The organism is Rhizobium sp. FKL33, from assembly GCF_005222915.1.
Classification (GTDB): domain Bacteria; phylum Pseudomonadota; class Alphaproteobacteria; order Rhizobiales; family Rhizobiaceae; genus Rhizobium_E.
In genome coordinates this window covers 194,443-217,619 of the sequence record NZ_STFX01000006.1, presented here as the reverse complement: position 1 = coordinate 217,619, position 23,177 = coordinate 194,443, and the positions used below count along the sequence as shown (strand labels likewise).

The following is a 23,177-nucleotide window of genomic DNA, read 5'->3' as shown; positions in this document are numbered from 1 at the left end:
TCTCACTCCGCCGCCTGATGGAAGCCGATGGTCGCCATCGGCTTGAACTCGTGCTTGTCCTTGCCGGAGACGCGCTCCGACCAGGGATCGACCTGGGCGAACTTCTGGCTGAAGACGAAGCGGTCGAAATAGGCGCGCCGCTTGTCGTGATCCTCCATGATCTGCCGGCGGATCTCGTCATGGCCGATGCGCTTGGCCCATTTGTAGATGCGTTCGAGATAGCGCGCCTGTTCGCGATACATCTGCGTCAGCGCCACGATATGCTCCAGCGCCTCGTCTTCCGTCTTCACGAGGCCGAGAACATCGGTGCCCTTGATGTCGAGCCCGGCGGCGCCGGCGAAATGGATCTCGAAGCCGGAATCCACGCAGATGACGCCGATATCCTTGCAGGTCGCTTCCGCGCAGTTGCGCGGACAGCCCGAGACGGCAAGCTTGAGCTTGGCCGGCGTCCAGGAGCCCCACATGAATTTTTCGATGCGGATGCCGAGCCCTGTCGAATCCTGCGTTCCGAAGCGGCACCATTGTTCGCCGACACAGGTCTTCACCGTGCGCAGGCCCTTGGCGTAGGCCTGGCCCGAGACGAAGCCGGCTTTGCCGAGGTCGGCCCAGACGGCGGGCAGATCTTCCTTCTCGATGCCCAGGAGATCGATGCGCTGGCCACCGGTGACCTTCACCAGCGGTATCTCGAACTTGTCGACCACATCGGCGATGGCGCGCAGTTCGGCCGCGTTGGTCACGCCGCCCCACATCCGCGGAACCACCGAATAGGTGCCGTCCTTCTGGATATTGGCGTGAACGCGCTCATTGACGAACCGCGACTGATAGTCATCGGCGTATTCGTCGGGCCAATCGCAGACGAGATAGTAGTTGAGCGCCGGCCGGCATTTGGCGCAGCCGCAGGAGGTTTTCCACTCCAGTTCCTGCATGACGGCGGGAATGGTCTTCAGACTTTTGGCCTTGATCAGGCGGCGGACATCGTCATGGCCGAGTTCGGTGCAGGCGCACATCGGCGTCACAGCGGCGGGGTTATAGGCGTCACCCAATGTCAGCGACATCAGCTGTTCGACAAGGCCGGTGCAATTGCCGCAGGAGGCGGAGGCCTTGGTGTGGGCGCGGACGCCGTCGAGCGTCGTCAGGCCCTTGGCCGTGATCGCCGAGGTGATCTTGCCCTTGCATACGCCGTTGCAGCCGCAGATTTCCGCATCATCCGGCAAGGCTGCAACGGCCGCCATAGGGTCCAGCGGAGCGCCCCCCTGGAAGGACTGGCCGAAGATCAGGGTTTCGCGCATAGTTGAAACGTCGGTTCCGCGCTTCATCAGGTCGAAGAACCAGGAGCCATCCGCAGTATCGCCATAGAGCACGGCGCCGAGGATCTTGTTGTCCTTGAGCACGAGGCGTTTGTAGACTCCTGCCGAGGCGTCCCGCAGCACGATCTCTTCCCGATCGGGCGCCTCCGCGAAGTCGCCGGCGGAGAACAGGTTGATGCCGGTGACCTTGAGCTTCGTGTTGACGACGGAGCCATGATATTCGGATGAACCGTCGGTGAGCCGATCGGCCAGAACCCGAGCCGCCTCATAGAGCGGCGCAACCAGGCCATAGCACGTCCCGCGATGTTCGGCGCATTCGCCGAGCGCGAAGATGTTGGGGTCCGATGTCATCATGCCGTCATCGACGACAATGCCGCGGTTGACGGCGAGACCTGCCTCCTTGGCGAGGCTCGATGCCGGACGGATGCCGACCGCCATCACCACCATGTCGCCCGAGATGACGCGACCATCTTCCAGCTCGATGCCTTCGACCTTTTCCGCGCCGAGGATCTGCCTGGTGTTGGCCTTGGTGATGATCTCGATGCCGCGCTCGGTAAGCGCCTTTTCGAGCAGATAGGCCGCAGCCGGGTCGAGCTGCCGCTCCATGATCGTCGGCATCAGATGGATGACTGTGACCTCCATGCCCTGGCGCTTCAGGCCGTAGGCGGCCTCAAGCCCGAGAAGCCCGGCGCCGATGACGATCGCGCGCCCTTTGCCCTTGGCGATCTCCAGCATCTTCTCGACGTCGTCGAGGTCGCGGTAAGCCAGTACGCCGGGCAATTGATGGCCGGGAACCGGGATGATGAAGGGCAGCGAACCCGTGGCGATAACGAGTTTGTCATAAGGCGCCGTCACGCCATTGGCGGTGGTGACTGTCTTGGCGTGGCGGTCGATCTGGGTGACTTTCGCGCCCTTGTGGAGGGTCACGCCATGGGCGGCGTACCAGTCGTCATTATGGATGACGATGTCCTCATAGGCCTTTTCGCCGGAGAGAACCGGCGAAAGCATGATGCGGTCGTAATTGACGCGCGGCTCGGCGTTGAAAATGGTCACGTCGAACAGGCCCGGGGCTTTTTCGAACAGCTCCTCCAGCATGCGGCCGGGGGCCATGCCATTGCCGATGATCACAAGTTTTTGCGCCATGGTGATTACTCCGCAGCTTCGACGAAGCGGTGACGTTCGTAGAGGAACTTCAACACGGCTTCGCGGGATTTGAGATAGGTTCGGTCGGCGGCGAGCGCGATGCGGTCGCGTGGACGCGGGATCGGGACGTCCAGAATCTCGCCGATGCGGGCGGCGGGGCCGTTGGTCATCATGACGATGCGATCAGACAGGAGCACGGCCTCGTCGACGTCATGGGTGATCATGATCATCGTATTGCCGAGCCGGGAGTGGATCTCCATCACCGCATCCTGCAGATGAGCTCGGGTGAGCGCGTCCAACGCGCCGAAGGGCTCGTCGAGCAACAGGATTTTTGGCTCCATGGCCAGCGCCCGGGCAATGCCCACACGCTGCTTCATGCCGCCGGAGATTTCGGCGGGCCGCTTGTCTTTCGCATGCGCCATCTGCACGAGGTCGAGATTGCGCATCACCCAATCATGCTTTTCGGCCTTGCTCTTCTTGCCGGCGAAGACCTTGGACACAGCGAGATTGACGTTCTCATAGACCGTCAGCCAGGGCAGCAAAGAATGGTTTTGGAAAACGACGGCGCGCTCGGGACCGGGCGCGTTGACCTCCTGGTTTTCCAAGAGCACCGCTCCCGCCGTGACCCGCGTCAATCCGGCGATCAGGTTGAGAAGGGTCGACTTTCCGCAGCCGGAATGGCCAATGATCGAGACGAATTCGCCTTTATCGATGGTCAGCGTCACGTCCTTGAGCACATCCGTGCGGGCGCCGCCGCGTTCGAAACTTTTGTCGATATGGTCGATCTTGAGATAGGCGGTCATGGGCTCGTCTCCTCAGTTCTTGGCGGTGCCGCGGGTGACGACGCTGCCGACGAGGGCGACGAGCTTGTCGAGGACGAAGCCGGTCACGCCGATATAGGCGAGCGCCACGATGATGTCGGAGAGGCGGGAGGAATTCCACGCATCCCAGATGAAGAAGCCGATGCCGACGCCGCCGGTCAGCATTTCGGCTGCGACGATGGCGAGCCAGGACAGGCCGACGCCGATCCGCAAGCCGGTGAAGATGTAGGGGGCTGCGGCCGGAATCATGATCTTGAAGAAGAATTCCAGCGGATTGAGCCGGAGCACGCGGGCAATGTTGCGATAATCGTCGGGGATGTTGCGCACGCCGACGGCCGTGTTGATGATGACGGGCCAGATCGAGGTGATGAAGATCACGAAGATCGCCGAGGGATTGGAATTCTGAAAGGCCGCAAGAGACAGCGGCAGCCAGGCAAGCGGCGGCACAGTGCGCAGGATCTGGAAGATCGGATCGAGACCCCGCATGGCCCAGACCGATTGACCGACAACGGCGCCGAGAAACACGCCGACAATGGCCGCAAGCCCGAAGCCGACCGCGACGCGCTGCAGCGAGATCAGCACGCGCCAGGCGAGGCCGATGTCCTGCGAGCCATAATCGAAAAATGGATAGGCGATCAGATCATAGCTGTCGATCCAGACCTGGGATGGCGGCGGAAGCGTCGCGCCCGGGCCGGAACAGAGGATCTGCCACAGGCCCAGGAGCGCGATCAGCACGACAAGCGGCGGCAGAACCGAATGCGAAACCGATCTGATGGTGGGCGCCAGCTTGAAACGGCGCGCTGAGGGCGGGGTCATCCGAACGACGGCCGCGCCGCTTTTGGCGGCGAGGGAGGCCGCAGCCGGTTCAGGAGTGCTTTTTCGAGCGGTGGCAGTCATGGTTTGGTCCTCGTTCGAGCGATGTCGGCCGGTGCGGCGTCGCCCTTCGCAGCAAGGAGCGAAGGGCGAAACTGCATCACGCGCTGGCTTTGATGATCAGGCTGTCGAGATAGGCCTGCGGATTTTCCGGATCGAAGACCTTGCCATCGAAGAATGTCTCCTTGCCGCGCGATGTCGATGCGGGGATGTCGGCTGTGGCGACGCCGAGGTCCTTGGCGGCGGCGCGCCAGATGTCCTCGCGGTTGACCTTGTCGACCAAAGCCTTGATATCGGTGTCGGGCGCGAATTTGCCCCAGCGGACATTTTCGGTCAGGAACCAGGCGTCATGGCTCTTGAAGGGATAGGAGGCGTGGTCCTTCCAGAACTTCATCTCGAGCCCGGTGTTTTCGAGGACGCGGCCATTGCCGTAATTGATCGTGCCCTTGAGGCGGCCGGCGACATCCTTGGGCGGCACGTTGAACCACTGGCGCTTGCCGAGAATGGTCGAGAGTTCTTCCTTGTTGTCCATGCTGTCGGCCCAGATCTGGGCTTCCATCACGGCCATCATCAGCGCCTTGGTCGCGTTCGGGTGTTTTTCGATCCAGTCGGAGCGGAGCGCCAGCGCCTTTTCTGGATGGCCCTTCCAGAGTTCGCCGGTGGTGCAGGCGGTAAAGCCGATGCCCTGATTGACGAGTTGCTCGTTCCAGGGCTCCCCGACGCAGAAGGCGTCCATATTGCCGACCTTCATATTGGCGACCATCTGCGGCGGCGGCACGACGATGGTGGAGACGTCCTTGTCCGGATCGATGCCGCCGGCGGCGAGCCAGTAGCGGATCCAGAGGTCGTGCGTGCCGCCGGGGAAGGTCATTGCGACCTTGACCTCGCCGCCAGCCGCCTTCTTGGCCGCGAAAGCCTCCTTCAGTTTGGACGCATCGAGCTGGACGCCGGTGTCGGCATATTCCTTTGCGACCGATATGCCCTGGCTGTCGAGATTGAGGCGGGCGATGATCGACATTGGCACCGGCACTTTGTTTTGGGTCACCTTGCCGGTGGAGATGAGATAGGGCATCGGCGTCAGGATATGCGCGCCGTCGATGCCGTTGGCCTCGCCGCCGAGCACGAGATTGTCGCGGGTGGCGCCCCAGGAAGCCTGTTTCAACACCTCCACATCCGGCAGGCCATGCTTTTCGAACAGGCCCTTCTCCTTGGCGATGATCAGCGGGGCTGCGTCGGTGAGCGCGATGAAACCGAGCTTGACGCCCGTGACCTCAGGTCCGGATGATGCGGCGAATGCGCCAGACGGGAAAGCAAGGCGCACGGCGCCGAGGAGGGCGGCTGCAGAGCCGGCCTTGAGGATCCGACGCCGGCTGATGGTCATTCCTGTATTCTTCGTCATGGGTCTTGGTCCCTCTGGAGTCCGACGGAATTCGGAAAACAAAAAAACGCCGCGTGCTGATCTGCCAGGTCCGGGCGGGAGGAGCCGGACGGCAAAAGAGCCTGCGACGTCGGTGTCTGATGGTTATCTGCGCCACACAGGGCGCTCATCCGTCCTTGGTCGCCGTTGACCGCAGACAAACATTGTCAAGCAAGCGCCGTGCCAAATCAGACGCGGGCTGATCAAGCCATTACAGATATAGGTGTTTTCGAGGACGGCGGCCTTCGCATCGATCGCTGCGAGAGGCAGGACATTGCACGTTCAACGGCCTCGCATTCCATGCAAATGCCCTCGGATTGTGCATTGCACTCCATCAGTCCTCATGGGTTTCAGTCTTGGCTTGCGCGTTCGAGCGCACTGAAAAGCGCTGCACATAGTCCTCGATGTCGTTCGGGTCGAAGCGCTGGCCATCCATGAAGCCGTCATAGCCATGGGCCTCGCCTTCATCGACATCATGCGGCTCGAGGGCGTCGGCGCCGAGCGCCAATTTGTAGAGATCGGGGCGGAAGGCGCCTTGCGCCCGCATCAGGCCCTCGGCGCTGAACTCCGTCTGCCCCCAGCGGATCATCTGGCTGTAGATCCAGCTTGCCTGATCAAGGCGCGGATGGTTCGCCTCGCCACGATGAAACAGAAAATAATCGGGGATGACGCGGGTCGTGCCCTGAGCATCCAGACTGAATTCGCCGCTGAGAACGCGGCGGATGATGGTTTTCGGCGCAGCGATATAGGCGGGAGCTGCCAGAATTTCCGCCAGTTCGTCATGATGGGCGGTGTCGTCGCACCAGCGCGCCGCCCGGTCCAGCGCGACGATCAGTCGGCATACGGTGTCGATGTTGGCTTCGGCCCAATCGGGGCGCATGCCGAGCACTTTTTCGGGCGCAAGCGGCCAGATGTCCTGCTTGGCGGCGACGATACGCCCGGCGCCGCGTTCGGATGCGACCATATTCCAGGGCGCGCCAACGCAGAAACCATCGATTTCGCCTGCCGCCAGCGCATCCGAGGTCAGAGGCGGAGGAACCACGACCAGCTTGACGTCGCGATCGGGATGAATACCGCCCGCCGCCAGCCAGTAGCGGAATTCGTAATTGTGGGACGAAAACGGATAGGTCATGCCGAGCGTGGGGGCGGGCTCCCCCCGAGACCGCATGTCGGCGAGAAGCGATGCGAGCGCCCGGGCGTTGGCCAGCGCGCCGGCGTCGTCGGTCAGGCCCGTTGCGGCTTTCATGCGTTCAAAGATGCGCGCGGAGAGAGTGATCGCATTGCCGCCCCGGCCGAAGGAGAAGGGCGCGATGGTCGGCGAGGGGTTCGATCCCAGCCCCAACATGGAGGCGACGGGCATCGGCGAGAGCATATGGGCGACGTCGAACTGGCGAAACGCCAGCCGGTCCCGCACATTGGCCCAGGAGACGTCACGCGCCAGATCGAGGCGGAGGCCTTCTTTCTCGGCGAAACCGAGTTCTGCGGCGACGATGAGAATTGAAGCGTCCATCAAGGGAATGAAGCCCGCCCTGACGACCTTCATGTCGCTGCCGCCAATTCGCGCTGGAGATTTCACGGCGTCGCTGTTTCCTGTCGTGGCCATCATGGTTCTCCCCAGCCTGTGTCGTCCGGCGCTCCCATCACAGCAGCAGTCCCGCTGCCGTGACGACGCTCTGGGCGATGTCCGCCAGTTTTTTCTTTTCGTTCATGGCGGTCTGTCTCAACAGCGCGAAAGCCTGTTCTTCGCTCAGTCCGCGCATCTTCATCAGTATGCCTTTGGCGCGTTCGATAACCTTGCGCTCCTCCAGCGCATTGCGCGCTTCTGTGAGTTCCCGCTGCAGCCGGCTGAAGGCGTTGAAACGGCTGACGGCCATGTCGAGGATCGGCTTGATGCGCTCCTTCTTCAGGCCGTCGACCACATAGGCGGATACGCCCGCATCGACCGCAGCCTCGATCGCAGCCGTGTCGGACCGGTCGACGAACATGGCGATCGGGCGCGAGACTGTCCGGCTGAGCTGGAACATATGCTCCATCATGTCGCGGTTCGGGTTTTCGATGTCGATGATGATGACATCGGGATCGAGCGTCTCGATCAGCCGCGCCACCCCTCGCATCTCGTGGATCACCTTCACATTGAGGTGGCCCGCCTCGTTCAGCCCTTCCTCGATGATCGACGCGCGGATTGCGTTCTCGTCGATCACGAGAATGGTGAGGTCGGCGGTGTTTTTCGGTTCATTCAAGGCGTTGCACCGCAGAAATAGAGCGCGAAGCCGACACCCGCGACGCTCAACGCCGAATTCGAACTCAGACTGCGGCTCGCCAGGAGGGCGGCGGCCGCAATTGCCAGCAAAAGCGCCAGGCTCAACGCTGAATCTGCCTCGGAAAACACCAACGCCAGTGAGGTCAGCAGCAGACTGGAGGCAATCGTCATCCGGATCAATCGTCCGCGCGAAGCGCCTGTATGCGCCGAGAACATCGCAACGAAGTCGGTCCAGCACAATCCGATGACGATGCTGAGGATAGGCGGATAGGCAAACAAAGAGATCTCCTGAACCATCTGGCTCACGAGCAAGCAATTTTTACGCCAAATGCCCACTAAATTGGCGTGGCGGTGATTGGCTCCCCACAAAGATATTCCGGAGCGGTGGTCAAGCCCCGGTTTCACGACAGGACGGCGTCGCAACACATTAGGCGCGAAGACTTGGCAGGCGGCCATCAAGGACGCGGTTGAGCTTCCCGTTCGTTCGCGTCGATCCAACGAACTCAGTTCCCCCAGACCACCGCCTCTTCGTGTCGCTTGATCAGGTGTTTCAGGCTGTCGAAACTTGCCTGGATGAAGGTCGAGAACTGTTCGACGGCGGGGGAGCGGAGCGCGTCGACGCGGCGAAGGATCGCGAGCGCGCGTTCCGGATGCGGAATGCTGATCGGCAGCGCCGTGATGGTCTTCTCCTTGCGTTGCGCGAAGACCACGCTATGCGGCATCACCGTCAGCGCGTCCGCCGCCTTCAGATAATTGACGACGCTGGCGAGCGAGCCGCCGGAATAGCGGATACGGATTTCGGTGGCGCCGAATGATAGCAGCAGCGCGCGGAGATCGGCGAGCAGCGGGCTGCCCGGCGGCGGCGCGACCCAGGGATAGTCGAGGAGATGCGCCGGCTGCAGGCGACGCTTCAGGAGAAGCGGATGCGTCACCCGGCAGGCGATGACGTTGCGGCCCGGCAGGATCTGCTGGAAAGCCAGCCCCGATCCCTCGTCGAGAATGTCGATCGGGCAGATGGCGAGGTCGATCTGGTCGGCTTTCAGAGCGGCGCGGAGATCGGGGAAATAGCCGTAGGACTGGTCGATGCGCACTTCGGGATGGGTTGCCTGGAATTCCGCGCACATGCCGGCGATCAGCGAGTCCATGAAAAACGGCGTGCCGCCGATCCTGACGACGCCGCTCTTGCCCACCCGGAAGCTTTCCATCAGATCGGACGCCTTGCGCGAGGCGGCGAGCATCACCAGCCCGTGTTCGGCGAGCGCGAGGCCGAGCGGCGTCGGCTGCAGCGGTCGCCGTCCGCGGATGAATAGCGGCTCGCCGATCCGCTTTTCCAGCATCGACAGCGTGCGCGACACCGCCGGCTGCGCAAGCCCCAGCAGCGCCGCGCCCTCGGTGACGCCGCCCGTCTTGACCACGGCGGCCAGCTGTATCAGGTGCCTTTCATCGAACTTCATAACGAATTGTTATATTGACGCGGAAACAAATCATCAATCTTCCATTTCAGGCCTGCTAGCTTCTCCTCGACCAGCAATGCGGATTTGGGAGGAGATGCATGTCGCGGGCCGCCGAACTCATCGCCTTCAACGAGACCACCTCGGCCGAAGTTTTCGCCAGCCGTTTTGCCGTGCCCGATGACGGCTCGGCCCGGCTGCTCGCCGCGGTCGTTTCGCATGTCCATGCGCTCATCAAGGAATTCCGCCCATCGCAGGACCAGTGGCGCAAGGTGATCGAATTTCTCACGGATGTCGGTCATGCCTCCGACGAGCGCCGCCAGGAATGGGTGCTGCTCTCCGATCTCATCGGCGCGTCCGCTCTCGTCGAGGAGATCAATACGCGTCGCCCCAAGGGCGCGACACCGAACACGATCCGGGGGCCTTTCTTCCGCGCCGACACACCGGAGCGTCGCCCCGGCGCTTCGATTTCCCTCGATGGCGTCGGCGAACCCCTTCTGGTGGAAGGGCGGGTGGAGGATCTCGACGGCAAGCCCGTGCCCGGCGCCGAGATAATCACTTGGCAAGCCAATGCCGAAGGCTATTACGAAAACCAGCAACCCGACCTGCAGCCGGAATTCAATCTGCGCGGCCTGTTCCGCGTCGATGAGACGGGCGCTTTTCACTATCGCACGGTGCGGCCGGCCGGCTATGGCGTGCCGGATGACGGGCCCGTGGGCCGCCTGCTCAGCCAGGCAGGCTATCCGCTGCGGCGGCCGGCGCATCTGCACTTCCTGGTCCGCGCGCCCGGCTTCGAGACCATCACCACGCATATCTATGACGCCGGGGATCCCCGGCTGGGAGAAGACGCGCTGTTCGGCGTCCGGCCCGAACTCGTGCGATCCTTCGAGCCCGCAGAAATCGACGGACGCCCGGCATCGCGGGTCACAGTCAAATTCGTCATGATCAGGGCGCGGCCGGGGAGGGGCAAATGAAGAATTTCAGCTATCGCGGCAGTCCCGCCCGCATCGTCTTCGGCTCCGGCCGAAGCGCCGATGCAGCGAAAGAAATCGAAGCGTTGGCTTGCAAGCGCGCGCTCGTGCTCGCCACTCCGCATCAGAAGGCGGACGCCGAGGCGCTTGCTGTTCGGCTCGGCGCATTGTCGGTCGGCGTCTTTGCAGGAGCCGTGATGCATACGCCGGTCGAGGTGACCGAGGCGGCCCTCCATGTGGTCTCGGAGAGTCGTGCGGATTGCGTCGTCTCGCTCGGCGGCGGCTCCACGACCGGCCTTGGCAAGGCGATCGCTTATCGCACCGATCTGCCGCAGATCGTCATTCCCACCACATACGCCGGATCGGAAGTCACGCCCATTTTGGGCCAGACAGAAGCCGGCCGCAAGACGACGGTGCGGCATGACCGTATCCTGCCGGAAGTGGTGATCTACGATCCAGACCTGACGCTCGGACTGCCCGTGGCGATGAGCGTGACCAGCGGTCTCAACGCCATGGCGCATGCGGTGGAAGGGCTCTATGCGCAGGATCGAAATCCCGTTTCGACGCTGATGGCCGTCGAAGGTCTCAGAGCCTTTGCAGAGAGCCTGCCGACGCTCGTTAAAAGCCCGCATGACGGGCAGGCCCGCGCCGACGCGCTCTACGGCGCCTGGCTCTGCGGCACGGTGCTCGGCGCGGTTGGCATGGCGCTGCATCACAAGATCTGCCACACGCTGGGCGGCTCCTTCGATACGCCGCATGCCGAGACGCATGCGGTGATGCTGCCACATACCGCCGCTTTCAACGCCGAGGCTGCGCGCGAAGAGCTTGTTCCGGCTGCGCAGATTTTTGGCGGCTCGATCGGCGGCGGTCTCTGGGACTTTGCGAAAGCGATTGGCGCGCCGCTGTCGCTTCGGGATTTTGGCCTGACCGAGGCCGACCTCGACCGCGCGGCTGCGATCGCCACTGAAAATCCATACTGGAATCCGCGCCCGATCGATCAGGCATCGATCCGGACGCTGCTGCAGCAGGCCTGGGAGGGCGTGAGGCCCGACTGATCGAGACATCTGACGCGCGAGGCGCGCTCTTTGGGAGGAGAGACGATGATGGGAGGAAGCATGTTCACGAGACGCAAGTTCCTGAAAACGACGGCAGCCGGCGGCGCCGTTCTGGCAGCATCGGGCCTGGCCGCGCCGGCCATCGCACAGACAGCCAAGGTGAAGCTCGGCTATGTCAGCCCGCAGACCGGGCCGCTGGCGGCTTTCGGTGAAGCCGACACATTCGTGGTCACCAATTTCCTCGAAATCGCCAAACAACTCGGTCTCGACTACGAGGTCGTCGTCAAGGACAGCCAGTCCAACCCCAACAGGGCGGCGGAGGTGGCCAAGGAACTGATCGTCGACGACGAAGTCAATCTGGTTCTGGTCTCCTCGACGCCGGAGACGACCAATCCCGTCTCGACCACTTGCGAAGCCGAGGAAATGCCCTGCATTTCGACGGTTGCCCCCTGGCAGCCCTGGTTCATCGGCCAGCAGGGCAATCCCGGTGATCCCGCGAGCTGGAAGCCGTTCAACTACGCCTATCACTTCTTCTGGGGGCTCGAAGACATCATCGCCGTGTTCACCGGCATGTGGAGCCAGATCGAGACCAACAAGAAGGTCGGTGGTCTCTTCCCGAACGATGGCGACGGCAATGCCTGGGGCGACAAGGTCGTCGGCTTCCCGCCGGTGCTCGAAAAGCTCGGCTATTCGTTGACCGACACCGGCCGTTATCAGAACCTGACCGACGATTTCTCGGCCCAGATCAACGCCTTCAAGCAGGCGGAGACCGAGATCCTCACCGGCGTGATGATCCCGCCCGATCTCACGACCTTCTGGAATCAGGCCAAGCAGCAGGGACTGAAGCCGAAGATCGCCTCGATCGGCAAGGCGCTGCTGTTCCCGCAGACCGTCGACACGCTCGGCGACGGGGGGCACAACCTGTCCACCGAAGTGTGGTGGACGCCGTCGCATCCGTTCAAATCGTCGCTGACCGGCCAGACCGCCCAGGAAGTCGCCGACGCCTTCCGGGAAGCGACCGGCGGTCCCTGGACCCAGCCGATCGGCTTTGCCCATGCGCTGTTCGAACTCGCCGTCGATGTCATGGGCCGCGCCGAGGATATCGGCGACGGCGCGTCCGTCGCCAAAGCCATCGGCGAGACCAAGCTAAATACGCTCGTCGGTCCGATCGCCTGGAACAACGACAAGCTGCCGCCTTTCGCCCAGAAGAATGTCGCCAAGACCCCGCTCGTCGGTGGTCAATGGCGACTGAAATCCGGCGGCGGCTATGATCTGGTCGTGGTCGAAAACGGGCTGGCGCCGAACGTGCCGCTCGGCGGCAAGATGGAAGCGCTGGGGTGATGATGGGTGGGGTCTCCGCGGATGCAGCACCCCCCTCTGGTCTGCCGACCATCTCCCCCTCAAGGGGGGAGATTGGCTGGCGGCGCCTGCTTCCCTCCCTCTCGACGCCAGTTGCTGGGCGATAAGCACGCCTCTCTGCAATCTCCCCCCTTGAGGGGGAGATGTCCGGTAGGACAGAGGGGGGTAGCCCCAAAGCTCCCACACCAAATTTCTAACCGAGACCGCAACCATGCCGATCCTTGAACTCAACGGTGTTTCCAAATCCTTCGGGGCCCTGGTGGTCGCCGAGGATATCGGTTTTGCCGTCGAGCCCGGCGAGGCGCTGGGGGTGATCGGGCCGAACGGGGCCGGCAAGTCGACGTTGTTCAATCTGATCACCGGCAATCTCTCCGTCGCCAAGGGCAATATCCGCTTTGACGGCCGGGATGTGACGACCATGCCGCCGATGCAGCGCTGCTTTGCCGGCATGGGCCGCACCTTTCAGATCCCGCAACCGTTCGAGCGGCTGACGGTCTATGAAAACCTGCTGGTCGCCGGCGCGTTCGGCAGTGAGAAGAGGGAGGCCGATGTCTCCGATCTCTGCGCGGATATCCTGGTCGAGACCGGGCTGATCGGCAAGGCCAACAAGCCGGCCGGCAGCCTGACGCTTCTCGAGCGTAAGCGGCTGGAACTGGCGCGCGCGCTCGCCACCCAGCCCAAGCTTCTGCTGCTCGATGAAATCGCCGGCGGCCTGACCGAAGGCGAATGCCGGCAGTTGGTCGCCACCATCAAGCGGGTGCATGAGCGGGGCATGACGATCATCTGGATCGAACATGTGCTGCATGCGCTGACCGCTGTCGCCGAAAAGATTCTGGTGCTCAATTTCGGCCGGGTGATCGGGCATGGCGAACCGCAAACCATCATGAATTCGCGCGAGGTGCGCGAGATCTATCTGGGCATGGAGGTCTGAGCGATGAGCCTGATCGAGACGAACAACCTCACGGCTTTTTATGGCGACTTCCAGGCCCTGTTCGGCGTCAATCTTGTCCTGCATCCCGGCGAAACCATCGCCGTGATCGGCGCAAATGGCGCAGGAAAATCGACATTGATGCGCTCGATCGCCGGCGTTTTGCGCAATGAGCCGAGCGCGATCCTGCATCGCGGCGAAACGATCGGCGCGCTTTCCGCGCCGGATGTGATGGCGCGCGGCGTTGCGCTGGTGCCGGAGGGACGGCGGCTCTTTCCCTCGCTGACGGTGGAGGAGAACCTGCTTGTGGGCCGGCATGGCCGCAAGGTCGATGGTCCCTGGACGCTGGACAGCGTCTACCAACTGTTTCCGATTCTGAAGGAAAGACGGCGCAATCCGTCCACGGCGCTGTCGGGCGGGCAGCAGCAGATGGTGGCGATCGGTCGGGCGCTGATGTCCAATCCGGAAGTGCTGCTCTGCGACGAACTCAGCCTCGGGCTGGCGCCGGTGGTGATCAAGGACATCTACGCCGCCTTTCCGCGCATCCGCGAGACGGGAGCGGCCATCGTCATTGTGGAACAAGACATCGCCCAGGCGCTGAAAGTCGCCGATCGCGTCTATTGCATGATGGAGGGCAGGGTGACCCTCGAAGGGCGGCCGGGCGAGCTCGATCGCGTCGACATCCATGCGGCCTATTTCGGAGCGGACACCCATGAACTGGCTTGACACCATTCTTCAGGGCATTCTGCTTGGCGGGCTCTACGCACTGTTTGCGGCAGGTCTTTCGCTCGTCTTCGGCATCATGCGGCTCGTCAATCTCGCTCATGGCGATCTGATCGTGCTGGCGGCCTTCCTGATCCTCGTGCTCGTCTCGACGCTCGGGCTCAACCCGTTTCTGGCGGCGCTGGTCGCCGCGCCGCTGATGTTCGGCGTTGGCTATCTCCTGCAATTTCATCTTCTTAACCGCACGCTCGGCAAGGATATCCTGCCGCCGCTGCTCGTGACCTTCGGCCTGTCCATCGTCATCCAGAACGGTCTGCTGGAGAGCTTCACCGCCGACAGCCGGCGCATTTCAGCCAGCGCCCTCGAACAGGCGTCGATCTCGCTCGGTGGTATCAACGCCGGCGTCATGCCGCTCTTGACCTTCGCCTCTGCGATCCTGGTGATCGTTGGCCTCAACCAGCTGATCTACAAGACGGCGCTGGGCCGTGCGTTTCGCGCCACCTCAGATGATGTGGTGACGGCGGGGCTGATGGGCATTCGCCCGAACCAGATCTTCGCCATCGCCACCGGGCTCGCCATGGTCATCGTCACCATCGCAGCACTCTATTTGGGCACGCGCGCCAATTTCGATCCGACTTCCGGGCCGGCGCGGCTGATCTACGCCTTCGAGGCGGTGATCATCGGCGGGCTCGGCTCCCTCTGGGGAACGCTTGCCGGCGGCGTCATTCTCGGCGTGGCGCAGACGCTCGGCGCCGCGATCAATCCGGAATGGCAGATTCTGTCAGGCCATATCGCCTTCCTGCTCGTTCTGTTGTTCCGTCCCCGGGGTCTCTTCCCCCGAGCCGTCGATTGAGGCTGAGATGACCGTTCAGACCGACACACTCCCCACCACGGTGACACGCTCTCCAACTTGGCGGGTCGAGACCCGCACTCGCGTCTCCGCGCTGTTTTCGTTTGCCGCGATCCTCTTCGTGCTGTTGCTCGCGCTCGCGCCGTTCGTCGTCTCGCGCGGCGTGGTGCAGGACCTGTTCTTCATTCTGACGATGCTGGCGCTCGCCCAATGCTGGAACCTGCTGGCAGGCTATGCCGGGCTGATCTCGGTGGGACAGCAACTCTTTGTCGGCTGCGGCGCCTATGCGCTGTTCGGTTTCGTTATCCTGCTCGGCGTCGATCCTTTGCTGGCCGTGCCGCTCGCCGGTCTCTTCGCGGCGCTGATTGCCCTGCCCACCGCCTTTTTCGCTTTTCGGCTCTACGGACCCTATTTCGCCATCGGCACCTGGGTGATCGCCGAAGTCGGGCGGCTCGTCTTCGCGCAATGGAAGACGCTCGGCGGCGGCACCGGCACATCGCTGCCGCGCGAGGCCACGCGCGATATGGCCGGCGTCGTGCTGCTCAAGGACTGGTTCGGCATGCGGCCGGCCGCCGCCTCGGACGCCATCGCCTTCTGGCTGGCGCTTCTCGTGCTGGTGCTGACGATCGGCTTCGTCTATCGGCTGCTGCGCTCCAAGCAGGGGCTGGGCCTCGCGGCCGTGCGCGACAATGAGACGGCGGCCCGCGCGCTCGGCGTCGACGCCCGCCGGCTGAAGCTCGCGATCTATCTCTCCACCGCGTTTATCACCGGTCTCGTCGGCGCGTTGATCTATCTGCAGAAAGCGCGGATTTCGCCGGACGCCGCTTTCTCGCTCACCGATTGGACGGCCTATGTCGTGTTCATCGTGGTGATCGGCGGCATCGGCGCGATCGAAGGGCCGATCCTCGGGGTCATCCTGTTCTTCCTGCTGCAGAATGCTTTGTCGAGCTATGGCTCCTGGTATCTGCTGCTGCTCGGCGCCATCGCCATCATCACCATGCTGTTTGCGCCCAGGGGCATTTGGGGTCTGATCACCGACCGCACCGGCATCGAACTCTTTCCGGTTCGTCGCACTTTGCGCGGCGGGTCACTCGAACACACAGAAAAGGGAGGGCCTCATGGCTGACATCACCACCGACGTTCTGATTATCGGCACCGGGCCGGCCGGCTCCGCCACCGCCGCATTGCTTGCAAGCTACGGCCTTGAGCCGATGGTGATCAATCGCTACCGCTGGCTCGCCAACACCCCGCGCGCCCACATCACCAATCAGCGCACGATGGAAGTGCTGCGCGATCTCGGCCGCGATGTGGAGGACGAGGCGTATATGTTCGCGACCGAGCAGGACCTGATGGGGCAGAACGTGTTCTGCACCGCGGTTGCAGGGGAAGAGATCGGCCGCATGCAGAGCTGGGGCAACCATCCGCTGTCGCGCGCCGAACATCTGCTCTCTTCACCCGGCCGGATGAACGACCTGCCGCAGACTTATATGGAGCCGCTGCTCTTCAAGACCGCCTGCTCGCGCGGCGCGCAGGCGCGGATGTCGACGGAATATGTGAGCCATGTGCAGGACGCCGAAGGCGTGACCACGACTTGCCTCGACCGGCTGACCGGCAAGGAAATCACCGTCCGCTCGAAATTCCTCGTCGGCGCCGATGGCGGCAATTCCAAGGTCGCCGAACATGCCGGTCTGTCCTTCGAGGGCAAGATGGGCGTCGCGGGCTCGATGAACATCCTGTTCGAATGCGATCTGTCGCGCTATGTCGCCCATCGTCCCTCGGTGCTCTACTGGGTGCTGCAGCCCGGCGCCGATGTCGGCGGCATCGGCATGGGCCTCGTGCGCATGGTGCGCCCATGGAACGAATGGCTGATCGTCTGGGGCTATGACATCAACCAGCCGGCGCCGGCGGTCGACGACGCCTTCGCCACCAAGGTGGTGCGCGATCTCGTCGGCGTGCAGGACCTGCAGCCGAAAATCAAGTCGGTCTCCACCTGGACCGTCAACAATATGTATGCGACGACCATGTCGAACGGTCGCGTCTTCTGCATGGGCGACGCGACCCATCGCCATCCGCCGTCTAACGGTCTCGGCTCCAACACCTCGATTCAGGACGCGTTCAATCTGGCCTGGAAGCTCGCCATGGTCATTCGCGGTCAGGCTGGCGCCGGACTGCTCGACAGCTACCAAGCCGAACGCGCCCCGGTCGCCAAGCAGATCGTCACCCGCGCCAACAAGTCGATCGAAGAGTTCGGCCCGATCTTCAAGGCGCTCGGCCTGCTCGATTCCGTCGATCCGGTAAAAATGCAGGAAAACATGGACGCCCGCTGCGACGACACCGCCGACGCCGAACGCCAACGCGAGGCGATCCGTCAGGCGATCGCCGCCAAGGTCTATGAATTCGACGCCCATGGCGTCGAGATGAACCAGCGTTATAAATCCGACGCGGTGCTGACAGATGGTCAGCCTGAACCGGCCTTCGAAAAGGACGCCGAGTTGCACCACCAGCCGACCACCTGGCCGGGCGCGCGCCTGCCGCATGTCTGGCTCTATGGGTCGGAGGGCGAGAAGGTGTCGAGCCTGGACCTGACCGGCCACGGCGTCTTTACGCTGCTGACCGGCATCGGCGGCGACGGCTGGGTCGCGGCGGCGAAAACGCTGTCCAAGGAATTCGGCTTGCCGATCACGGTGCACAAAATCGGTCCGCGCCAGACCTGGCAGGACTTCTCCGGCGATTGGGCGCGCGCCCGCGAAATCCGCGATTCCGGCGCGCTTCTTGTGCGCCCGGATCATCATGTCGCGTGGCGGGCGGTTGCAGCTGTCGAAGATCCGGAAGCAGAACTGCGGCGCGTTCTGAAAACTATCCTGAACCGGTGAGGATCTCCCATGGAAGCGCATGAAAAGGGCTATTTCACCGAGGAAAACTCCGTCGACGTGGTGACTGGCCGCAACGCCAACGCACAAAGCGAGCGGCTGAAGCAGGTGATGGAGGTCATCACCCGCAAGCTGCATGAGGCGGTCAAGGAACTGGAGCCGACGCAGGACGAATGGATGGAGGCGATTCTCTTCCTCACCCGCACCGGCCAGATGTGCAACGAATGGCGGCAGGAGTTCATCCTGCTGTCGGACGTGCTCGGCGTCTCCATGCTGGTCGACGCGATCAACAACCGCAAGCCTTCGGGCGCGTCCGAGAGCACGGTGCTCGGCCCCTTCCATGTGGCCGACGCGCCGGAACTGCCGATGGGCGCCAATATCTGCCTCGACTCCAAGGGCGAGGACATGGTGATCTCGGGCCGCATCCTCGACACCGAGGGCAAGCCGATCGCCAACGCTGTCATCGATGTCTGGCAGGCCAATGACGAAGGCTTCTACGATGTCCAGCAGAAGGGCGTGCAGCCCGATTTCAACCTGCGCGGCGTCTTCCGCACCGGCCCTGATGGAACCTACTGGTTCCGGGCGGTGAAGCCGAAATTCTATCCGATCCCCGATGATGGCCCGGTCGGACAACTGCTCGGCAAATTGGGCCGCCATCCCTATCGGCCCGCGCATCTGCATTACATCATCAAGGCCGAGGGCTACGAGACGCTTATCACCCACATCTTCGACCCTGACGACCCTTACATCAATTCCGATGCGGTGTTCGGCGTGAAGGAAAGCTTGCTTGCCGAGTTCGTGCGTCAGAAGGATGCGCAACGCGCTGCCGACTATGGCTTCACCGAGGAGTTTTGGGAGGTGAAGCACGATTTCGTGCTGGTGGTGGCGTCGTAAAGTAGAATGGCGGCGAGCCGCCGCCGATCAACCGAGATGCTATCGGCGGCGACCGGGCTATGGTCAATAGACCTTATGGCGTGTTGTCTGTCGCCTCGTCGTATTCGCCGTCAGCCTTGCGCTTCTTTGGCGAGCAGGGTCTCGGCGATTTTGGCGGCCTCTTCCACATGGGCGCGGCATGCGGCGGTGGCGGCCTCGGGGTCGTTTCTCTCGATGGCGGAATAGATTTCCCGCATCCGCGCCGGCCCCGACACGGTACGGTTGGCGGTGGACAGCGTCATCACACGGAGGCGTGAAATGCGGCTGTTCAGCCGGTTGACGATCTCCCAGGCGATCGTGTGACCGCTGGTTTCGAAGATGATCTTATAGAATTCATGGGTGGCGTCGAGGATGGCCGGCGGTGAATTCTTCTTTGATGTCCGGTCGAGTTCGCTGAGCACCGCGCCAAGCTGCGCCTTGACCTTCGCGTTGGCGCGCCGTGCGCAATCGGCCACCGCCGTAGATTCGAGCGCCGAGCGGATCTCGTAGATCTGTCGAGCATCGTCCCAGGTGATCTTGGCGACGATCGGCCCCTGCTTGGCGAGGCTCTCGACCAGTCCCTCGGATTCCAGATGCCGGATCACTTCGCGAATAACCGAGCGCGAGACGCCCAGTTGATCGCAGAGCGTTCGCTCCACAAGCCGCTGGCCGGGTTCGAACAATCCGGCGATGATGGCGCGGCGCATGCGCTCAAGCGCGATTTCCCGCAGCGTTACGGGGGGCGTGTCGATCCGGAGATCAGCGAGATGAGCGTCCTGTGAGGTCATGATTCCGTGTAGCCGGAAATTTTGTTTCAAGCAAGCTCTTGACACGTCGTCTTATGGTATACCAACATGCAGTCATACGAAATGACAGGAGGCGGCCTTGGTTCCCGTGATACGCAAAACTCTTCTTCATGTGGAGAACACGCTCATCGAGGGCGGCAAGGAAGCCGCCGTTCCCCTGAAGATGATTGCGGCCATGGCGGTGATCAAGAATCCTTGGGCAGGCCGTGGCTTCGTCGAGAACCTCAAGCCTGAAATCCATGCGGCGGCTCCCGTGCTCGGTGCGCTCCTGACCAAGATGATCCTCGATGTCGCCGGCTCAGGCGAAGCGGTCGAAGGCTATGGCAAGAGCGCGGTCGTCGGCCTCGACGGTGAAATCGAGCATGCCTCGGCGCTGATCCACACGCTGCGTTTCGGCAATCATTATCGCCAGGCGGTTGGCGCGAAATCCTATCTCGCCTTCTGCAATACCCGCGGCCCGGCCAACGCCCCCATCATGATCCCGCTGATGGACAAGAATGACGAGGGCCGCCGCTCGCATTACCTCACCATCCAATGCGCCATCCCGGATGCGCCGGCGGCGGACGAGATCGTCATTGCGCTTGGCGCGTCGATCGGCGGGCGCCCGCATCACCGGATCGGCAATCGCTATGAGGATCTCAAGGAGTTGGGCCACGATGTCGCCAATCCCGCAGCGGTGTAAGACGCCCTCGGGCGGGGCCTATGCCGTGGCGGGCGCCGGCGATCCGCTCGTTCTGATCCATGGCGTGGGCATGCGGCTCGAAGCCTGGACGCCACAGATCGAGGCGTTGTCACAGCGCTTCCAGGTAATCGCGGTGGATCTGCCGGGCCATGGTGAAAGTGACCCGCTTCCTGCGGGGGCGCCGCTTGAAGGGTTTGTCGCCTGGTTCGCCAGAATGATTCGCGAACTCGGCTTGGGTCCGGTCAGCGTCGCCGGCCATTCGATGGGGGCGCTGATCGCAGGCGGCATCGCCGCCGAAGCGCCCGATCAGGTGGCGCGGGTCGCGCTTCTGAACGGCGTCTACAGGCGGGATGACGCGGCCCGCAAAGCGGTGAAAGCGCGGGCGGCGGAGATTGTTACGGGCGCTTTCGATCGAGAAGCGCCGCTGCGGCGCTGGTTTGGCGAAGGGCATGAGCATGAGGAGGCTTACGCTCTGTCCCGGCGTCTGCTGGCGCTGGTCGACCAGCAGGGTTACGCCACCGCCTACGGCGCCTTCGCCGGAGGCGATGCGACTTATGCCGATCGTTGGCCAACGGTGCCCTGCCCGGCGCTGTTCCTGACCGGCGACGGAGATCTGAATTCGACGCCTGCAATGGCCGAGGCTATGGCGGCGGCCGCCCCGAACGGCCGGGCGGTGATCATCAAGGGGCACCGGCATATGGTGAACCTCACGGCGCCGGATGCTGTGACTACGGCGCTGACTGAGTGGATGACATGGACCAGGGAGGAGGCCCGCCATGACGCTTGAACCGAGAGCCCTGAGGGACGCCTTCGGCGCCTTCCTGACTGGCGTCACCGTGGTCACCACCCATGACGCGGCCGGCGCGCCGATCGGCTTCACGGCCAATTCCTTCACCAGCGTTTCGCTCGATCCGCCGCTGCTGTTGGTTTGCCTCGCCAAGACGTCGCGCAATTTCGCGACCATGACCAATGCCTCTGGTTTTGCCGTCAATATTCTCTCCGAAGGTCAGAAGGATGTGTCCAACACCTTCGCCCGTCCGGTCGAGGATCGCTTCGCCGCCGTCGACTGGCGCAAGGGGCCGCATGGCTCACCGGTGTTTTCGGATGTTGCGGCCTGGTTCGATTGCGCCATGCATCAGGTGATCGACGCTGGCGATCACGTCATTCTGCTCGGGCGCATCGAAGCCTTTGAGAATTCCGGCCAGGCCGGACTTGGTTATGCACGCGGCGGTTATTTCTCGCCCGTTCTCGCCGACAAGGCGCTGCTTGCCGGCCAGGACATGCCGCAACATCTCAGCGCGGTGGCAGAACGGGGCGGCCAGGTTCTTTTGGTGGAAACCTCCGACGGTTCGCTCGGTCTGCCGGCCGTGGAGCTTGCGAGCGGCGAGAGCCTTGATGCGCTGACCGATGCGGTCGCCGCTCTCTCGGGTCTCACTGTTCAGCTTGGTCTGCTTTATTCGGTGTATGAAGACACCAAGACCCGGCGTCAGCATGTGGTCTATCGCGCCGGTCTTGGCGACGGGCCTGTCGCGTCGGGCGCGCTCTATCCCATCGACGCGCTGCCGACGGAGCGGATTGCAGACGCTGCGACGCGGGATGTGCTCAAGCGATACGCCGCCGAAGCCAGCCTCGGCAATTTCGGCGTCTATGTGGGAAATCAGGAAAAGGGCCGGGTTCACGCCCAGGCCGTCAGAGGGTGACGCATGAAATTCTCGCTCTTCGTTCACATGGAGCGGCTGGACGCCAGCCAGACCCATCAGGAGCTCTATGAGGAGTTCGTCCAGCTCTGCGAGATTGCCGATCGCGGCGGCATGCACGCCATCTGGACGGGCGAGCATCACGGCATGGATTTCACCATCGCCCCCAATCCCTTCATCAATATTGCCGATCTCGCCCGCCGCACCAAGAATGTCCGGCTCGGCACGGGTACGGTGATCGCGCCTTTCTGGCACCCGATCAAACTGGCGGGCGAAGCGGCGATGACCGACATCGTGACAGGCGGACGTCTCGATGTCGGCATCGCACGAGGAGCCTATGGCTTTGAATATGAACGCCTTCTTCCGGGATTAGACGCATGGGGCGCGGGCCAGCGCATGCGCGAACTCATCCCGGCGCTGAAAGGCGTCTGGGCCGGCGATTACGCCCATGACGGAGATTTCTGGAAGTTCCCCTCCACGACCTCCGCGCCAAAGCCGGTCCAGACGCCGCATCCGCCCATCTGGGTGGCCGCGCGCGATCCCAACAGCCACGAATTTGCCGTCTCCCAAGGCTGCAACGTTCAGGTGACGCCGCTCTGGAACGGCGACGCCGAGATCGAAAGCCTGATGGGCCGCTTCAACGCCGCCTGCGAGAAAAATCCCGATATCGCCAAGCCGAAGATCATGCTGCTGCTCCACACCTATGTCGGCTCCGACGAGGCGGATGTGCAGCAGGCGATGAAGGAAGTTAGCGTCTACTACAATTACTTCTTCGCCTGGTTCAAGAATGAGCGCCCGATCCATCAGGGCCTGATCGAACGGCTGAGCGAGGAAGATATCGCCGCCAACGCCATGCTCGGCCCGGATGTCATGCGGGCGAATATGCCGATCGGCACGTCCGACGAGGTCATTGGCCGTCTCAAGGCCTATGAAGCTCTCGGCTATGACGAATATTCCTTCTGGATCGACACCGGCATGAGCTTCGAGCGCAAGAAGGCGTCTCTCGAACGCTTCATCGCCGAGGTCATGCCGGCCTTCGGCTGAGGAGAGCC

General features: G+C 62.9%; 22 protein-coding genes. 13 read left to right on the top strand and 9 right to left on the bottom strand.

Translation table 11 applies throughout. The features are described from left to right. Positions 1-2 precede the first annotated feature (2 nt). From nirB to E8Q41_RS04655, 8 genes are all read right to left on the bottom strand, one after another. Positions 3-2,450, bottom strand: coding sequence for a nitrite reductase large subunit NirB (gene nirB, locus E8Q41_RS04690; protein WP_137154350.1), 2,448 nt, complete (start codon positions 2,448-2,450; stop codon positions 3-5). A 5-nt stretch (positions 2,451-2,455) separates the two neighbouring features. Beyond that, a complete protein-coding gene (locus E8Q41_RS04685) occupies positions 2,456-3,253 on the bottom strand; it encodes an ABC transporter ATP-binding protein (protein ID WP_137154349.1) in 798 nt (265 codons plus the stop codon). Positions 3,254-3,265: 12 nt separating this feature from the next. Then, the gene (ntrB, locus tag E8Q41_RS04680; RefSeq protein WP_137154348.1) at positions 3,266-4,168 is read right to left on the bottom strand and encodes a nitrate ABC transporter permease; all 903 of its coding nucleotides are present in this window, start codon (positions 4,166-4,168) and stop codon (positions 3,266-3,268) included. A gap of 76 nt (positions 4,169-4,244) precedes the next feature. Then, entirely contained in the window at positions 4,245-5,543 is a 1,299-nt protein-coding gene (locus E8Q41_RS04675; protein WP_137154347.1) for a CmpA/NrtA family ABC transporter substrate-binding protein, read from the bottom strand. A 352-nt stretch (positions 5,544-5,895) separates the two neighbouring features. Further along, positions 5,896-7,104, bottom strand: coding sequence for a CmpA/NrtA family ABC transporter substrate-binding protein (locus E8Q41_RS04670; RefSeq protein ID WP_246660080.1), 1,209 nt, complete (start codon positions 7,102-7,104; stop codon positions 5,896-5,898). 97 nt (positions 7,105-7,201) lie between these two features. Further along, entirely contained in the window at positions 7,202-7,801 is a 600-nt protein-coding gene (locus E8Q41_RS04665) for an ANTAR domain-containing response regulator (RefSeq protein WP_137154345.1), read from the bottom strand. Further along, on the bottom strand, positions 7,798-8,100 hold the full coding sequence (locus E8Q41_RS04660) for a hypothetical protein (protein ID WP_137154344.1): 303 nt from the start codon (positions 8,098-8,100) through the stop codon (positions 7,798-7,800). Before E8Q41_RS04660 ends, E8Q41_RS04665 begins: the two co-directional genes overlap by 4 nt. 224 nt (positions 8,101-8,324) lie before the next feature. Then, positions 8,325-9,275 carry a LysR family transcriptional regulator gene (locus E8Q41_RS04655; protein ID WP_137154343.1) on the bottom strand — a complete coding sequence of 317 codons (951 nt, stop codon included), beginning with the start codon at positions 9,273-9,275 and terminating at the stop codon, positions 8,325-8,327. Positions 9,276-9,373: 98 nt separating this feature from the next. Here E8Q41_RS04655 and E8Q41_RS04650 point away from each other — a divergent pair, with 98 nt between their 5' ends. The 9 genes from E8Q41_RS04650 (at position 9,374) to E8Q41_RS04605 (ending at position 18,922) form a co-directional block, all read left to right on the top strand. Then, on the top strand, positions 9,374-10,246 hold the full coding sequence (locus tag E8Q41_RS04650; protein WP_137154342.1) for a dioxygenase: 873 nt from the start codon (positions 9,374-9,376) through the stop codon (positions 10,244-10,246). Next, positions 10,243-11,298 carry a maleylacetate reductase gene (locus E8Q41_RS04645; protein ID WP_137154341.1) on the top strand — a complete coding sequence of 352 codons (1,056 nt, stop codon included), beginning with the start codon at positions 10,243-10,245 and terminating at the stop codon, positions 11,296-11,298. Before E8Q41_RS04650 ends, E8Q41_RS04645 begins: the two co-directional genes overlap by 4 nt. A gap of 60 nt (positions 11,299-11,358) precedes the next feature. Continuing rightward, the gene (locus tag E8Q41_RS04640) at positions 11,359-12,639 is read left to right on the top strand and encodes an ABC transporter substrate-binding protein (RefSeq protein ID WP_137154340.1); all 1,281 of its coding nucleotides are present in this window, start codon (positions 11,359-11,361) and stop codon (positions 12,637-12,639) included. 229 nt (positions 12,640-12,868) lie between these two features. Next, positions 12,869-13,588: an ABC transporter ATP-binding protein gene (locus E8Q41_RS04630; RefSeq protein WP_137154339.1), complete on the top strand. Its 720-nt coding sequence runs from the start codon at positions 12,869-12,871 to the stop codon at positions 13,586-13,588. A gap of 3 nt (positions 13,589-13,591) precedes the next feature. Continuing rightward, positions 13,592-14,311 carry an ABC transporter ATP-binding protein gene (locus tag E8Q41_RS04625; RefSeq protein WP_137154338.1) on the top strand — a complete coding sequence of 240 codons (720 nt, stop codon included), beginning with the start codon at positions 13,592-13,594 and terminating at the stop codon, positions 14,309-14,311. After that, positions 14,298-15,161 (top strand): branched-chain amino acid ABC transporter permease, encoded by an 864-nt coding sequence (locus E8Q41_RS04620; RefSeq protein WP_137154337.1) that lies wholly within the window; start codon positions 14,298-14,300, stop codon positions 15,159-15,161. Before E8Q41_RS04625 ends, E8Q41_RS04620 begins: the two co-directional genes overlap by 14 nt. Positions 15,162-15,168: 7 nt before the next feature. Continuing rightward, the gene (locus E8Q41_RS04615) at positions 15,169-16,284 is read left to right on the top strand and encodes a branched-chain amino acid ABC transporter permease (RefSeq protein ID WP_137154336.1); all 1,116 of its coding nucleotides are present in this window, start codon (positions 15,169-15,171) and stop codon (positions 16,282-16,284) included. Continuing rightward, the gene (locus E8Q41_RS04610; RefSeq protein WP_137154335.1) at positions 16,277-18,031 is read left to right on the top strand and encodes an FAD-dependent monooxygenase; all 1,755 of its coding nucleotides are present in this window, start codon (positions 16,277-16,279) and stop codon (positions 18,029-18,031) included. Before E8Q41_RS04615 ends, E8Q41_RS04610 begins: the two co-directional genes overlap by 8 nt. Positions 18,032-18,040: 9 nt before the next feature. After that, entirely contained in the window at positions 18,041-18,922 is an 882-nt protein-coding gene (locus E8Q41_RS04605) for an intradiol ring-cleavage dioxygenase (RefSeq protein ID WP_137154334.1), read from the top strand. Between the two features lie 110 nt (positions 18,923-19,032). Here the strand turns inward: E8Q41_RS04605 and E8Q41_RS04600 are convergent, their stop codons facing one another. Next, on the bottom strand, positions 19,033-19,728 hold the full coding sequence (locus E8Q41_RS04600; RefSeq protein ID WP_137154333.1) for a GntR family transcriptional regulator: 696 nt from the start codon (positions 19,726-19,728) through the stop codon (positions 19,033-19,035). A gap of 97 nt (positions 19,729-19,825) precedes the next feature. Here E8Q41_RS04600 and E8Q41_RS04595 point away from each other — a divergent pair, with 97 nt between their 5' ends. The 4 genes from E8Q41_RS04595 to E8Q41_RS04580 are packed head-to-tail and all read left to right on the top strand — an operon-like array spanning position 19,826 to position 23,169. Further along, positions 19,826-20,428 carry an amino acid synthesis family protein gene (locus E8Q41_RS04595; protein ID WP_137154332.1) on the top strand — a complete coding sequence of 201 codons (603 nt, stop codon included), beginning with the start codon at positions 19,826-19,828 and terminating at the stop codon, positions 20,426-20,428. After that, positions 20,403-21,215, top strand: coding sequence for an alpha/beta hydrolase (locus E8Q41_RS04590; RefSeq protein WP_137154331.1), 813 nt, complete (start codon positions 20,403-20,405; stop codon positions 21,213-21,215). Before E8Q41_RS04595 ends, E8Q41_RS04590 begins: the two co-directional genes overlap by 26 nt. Then, positions 21,205-22,128 (top strand): flavin reductase, encoded by a 924-nt coding sequence (locus E8Q41_RS04585; protein WP_137154330.1) that lies wholly within the window; start codon positions 21,205-21,207, stop codon positions 22,126-22,128. The genes E8Q41_RS04590 and E8Q41_RS04585 overlap by 11 nt, the downstream gene beginning before the upstream one ends. 3 nt (positions 22,129-22,131) lie before the next feature. Further along, entirely contained in the window at positions 22,132-23,169 is a 1,038-nt protein-coding gene (locus E8Q41_RS04580) for an LLM class flavin-dependent oxidoreductase (protein WP_137154329.1), read from the top strand. Positions 23,170-23,177: the final 8 nt, after the last annotated feature.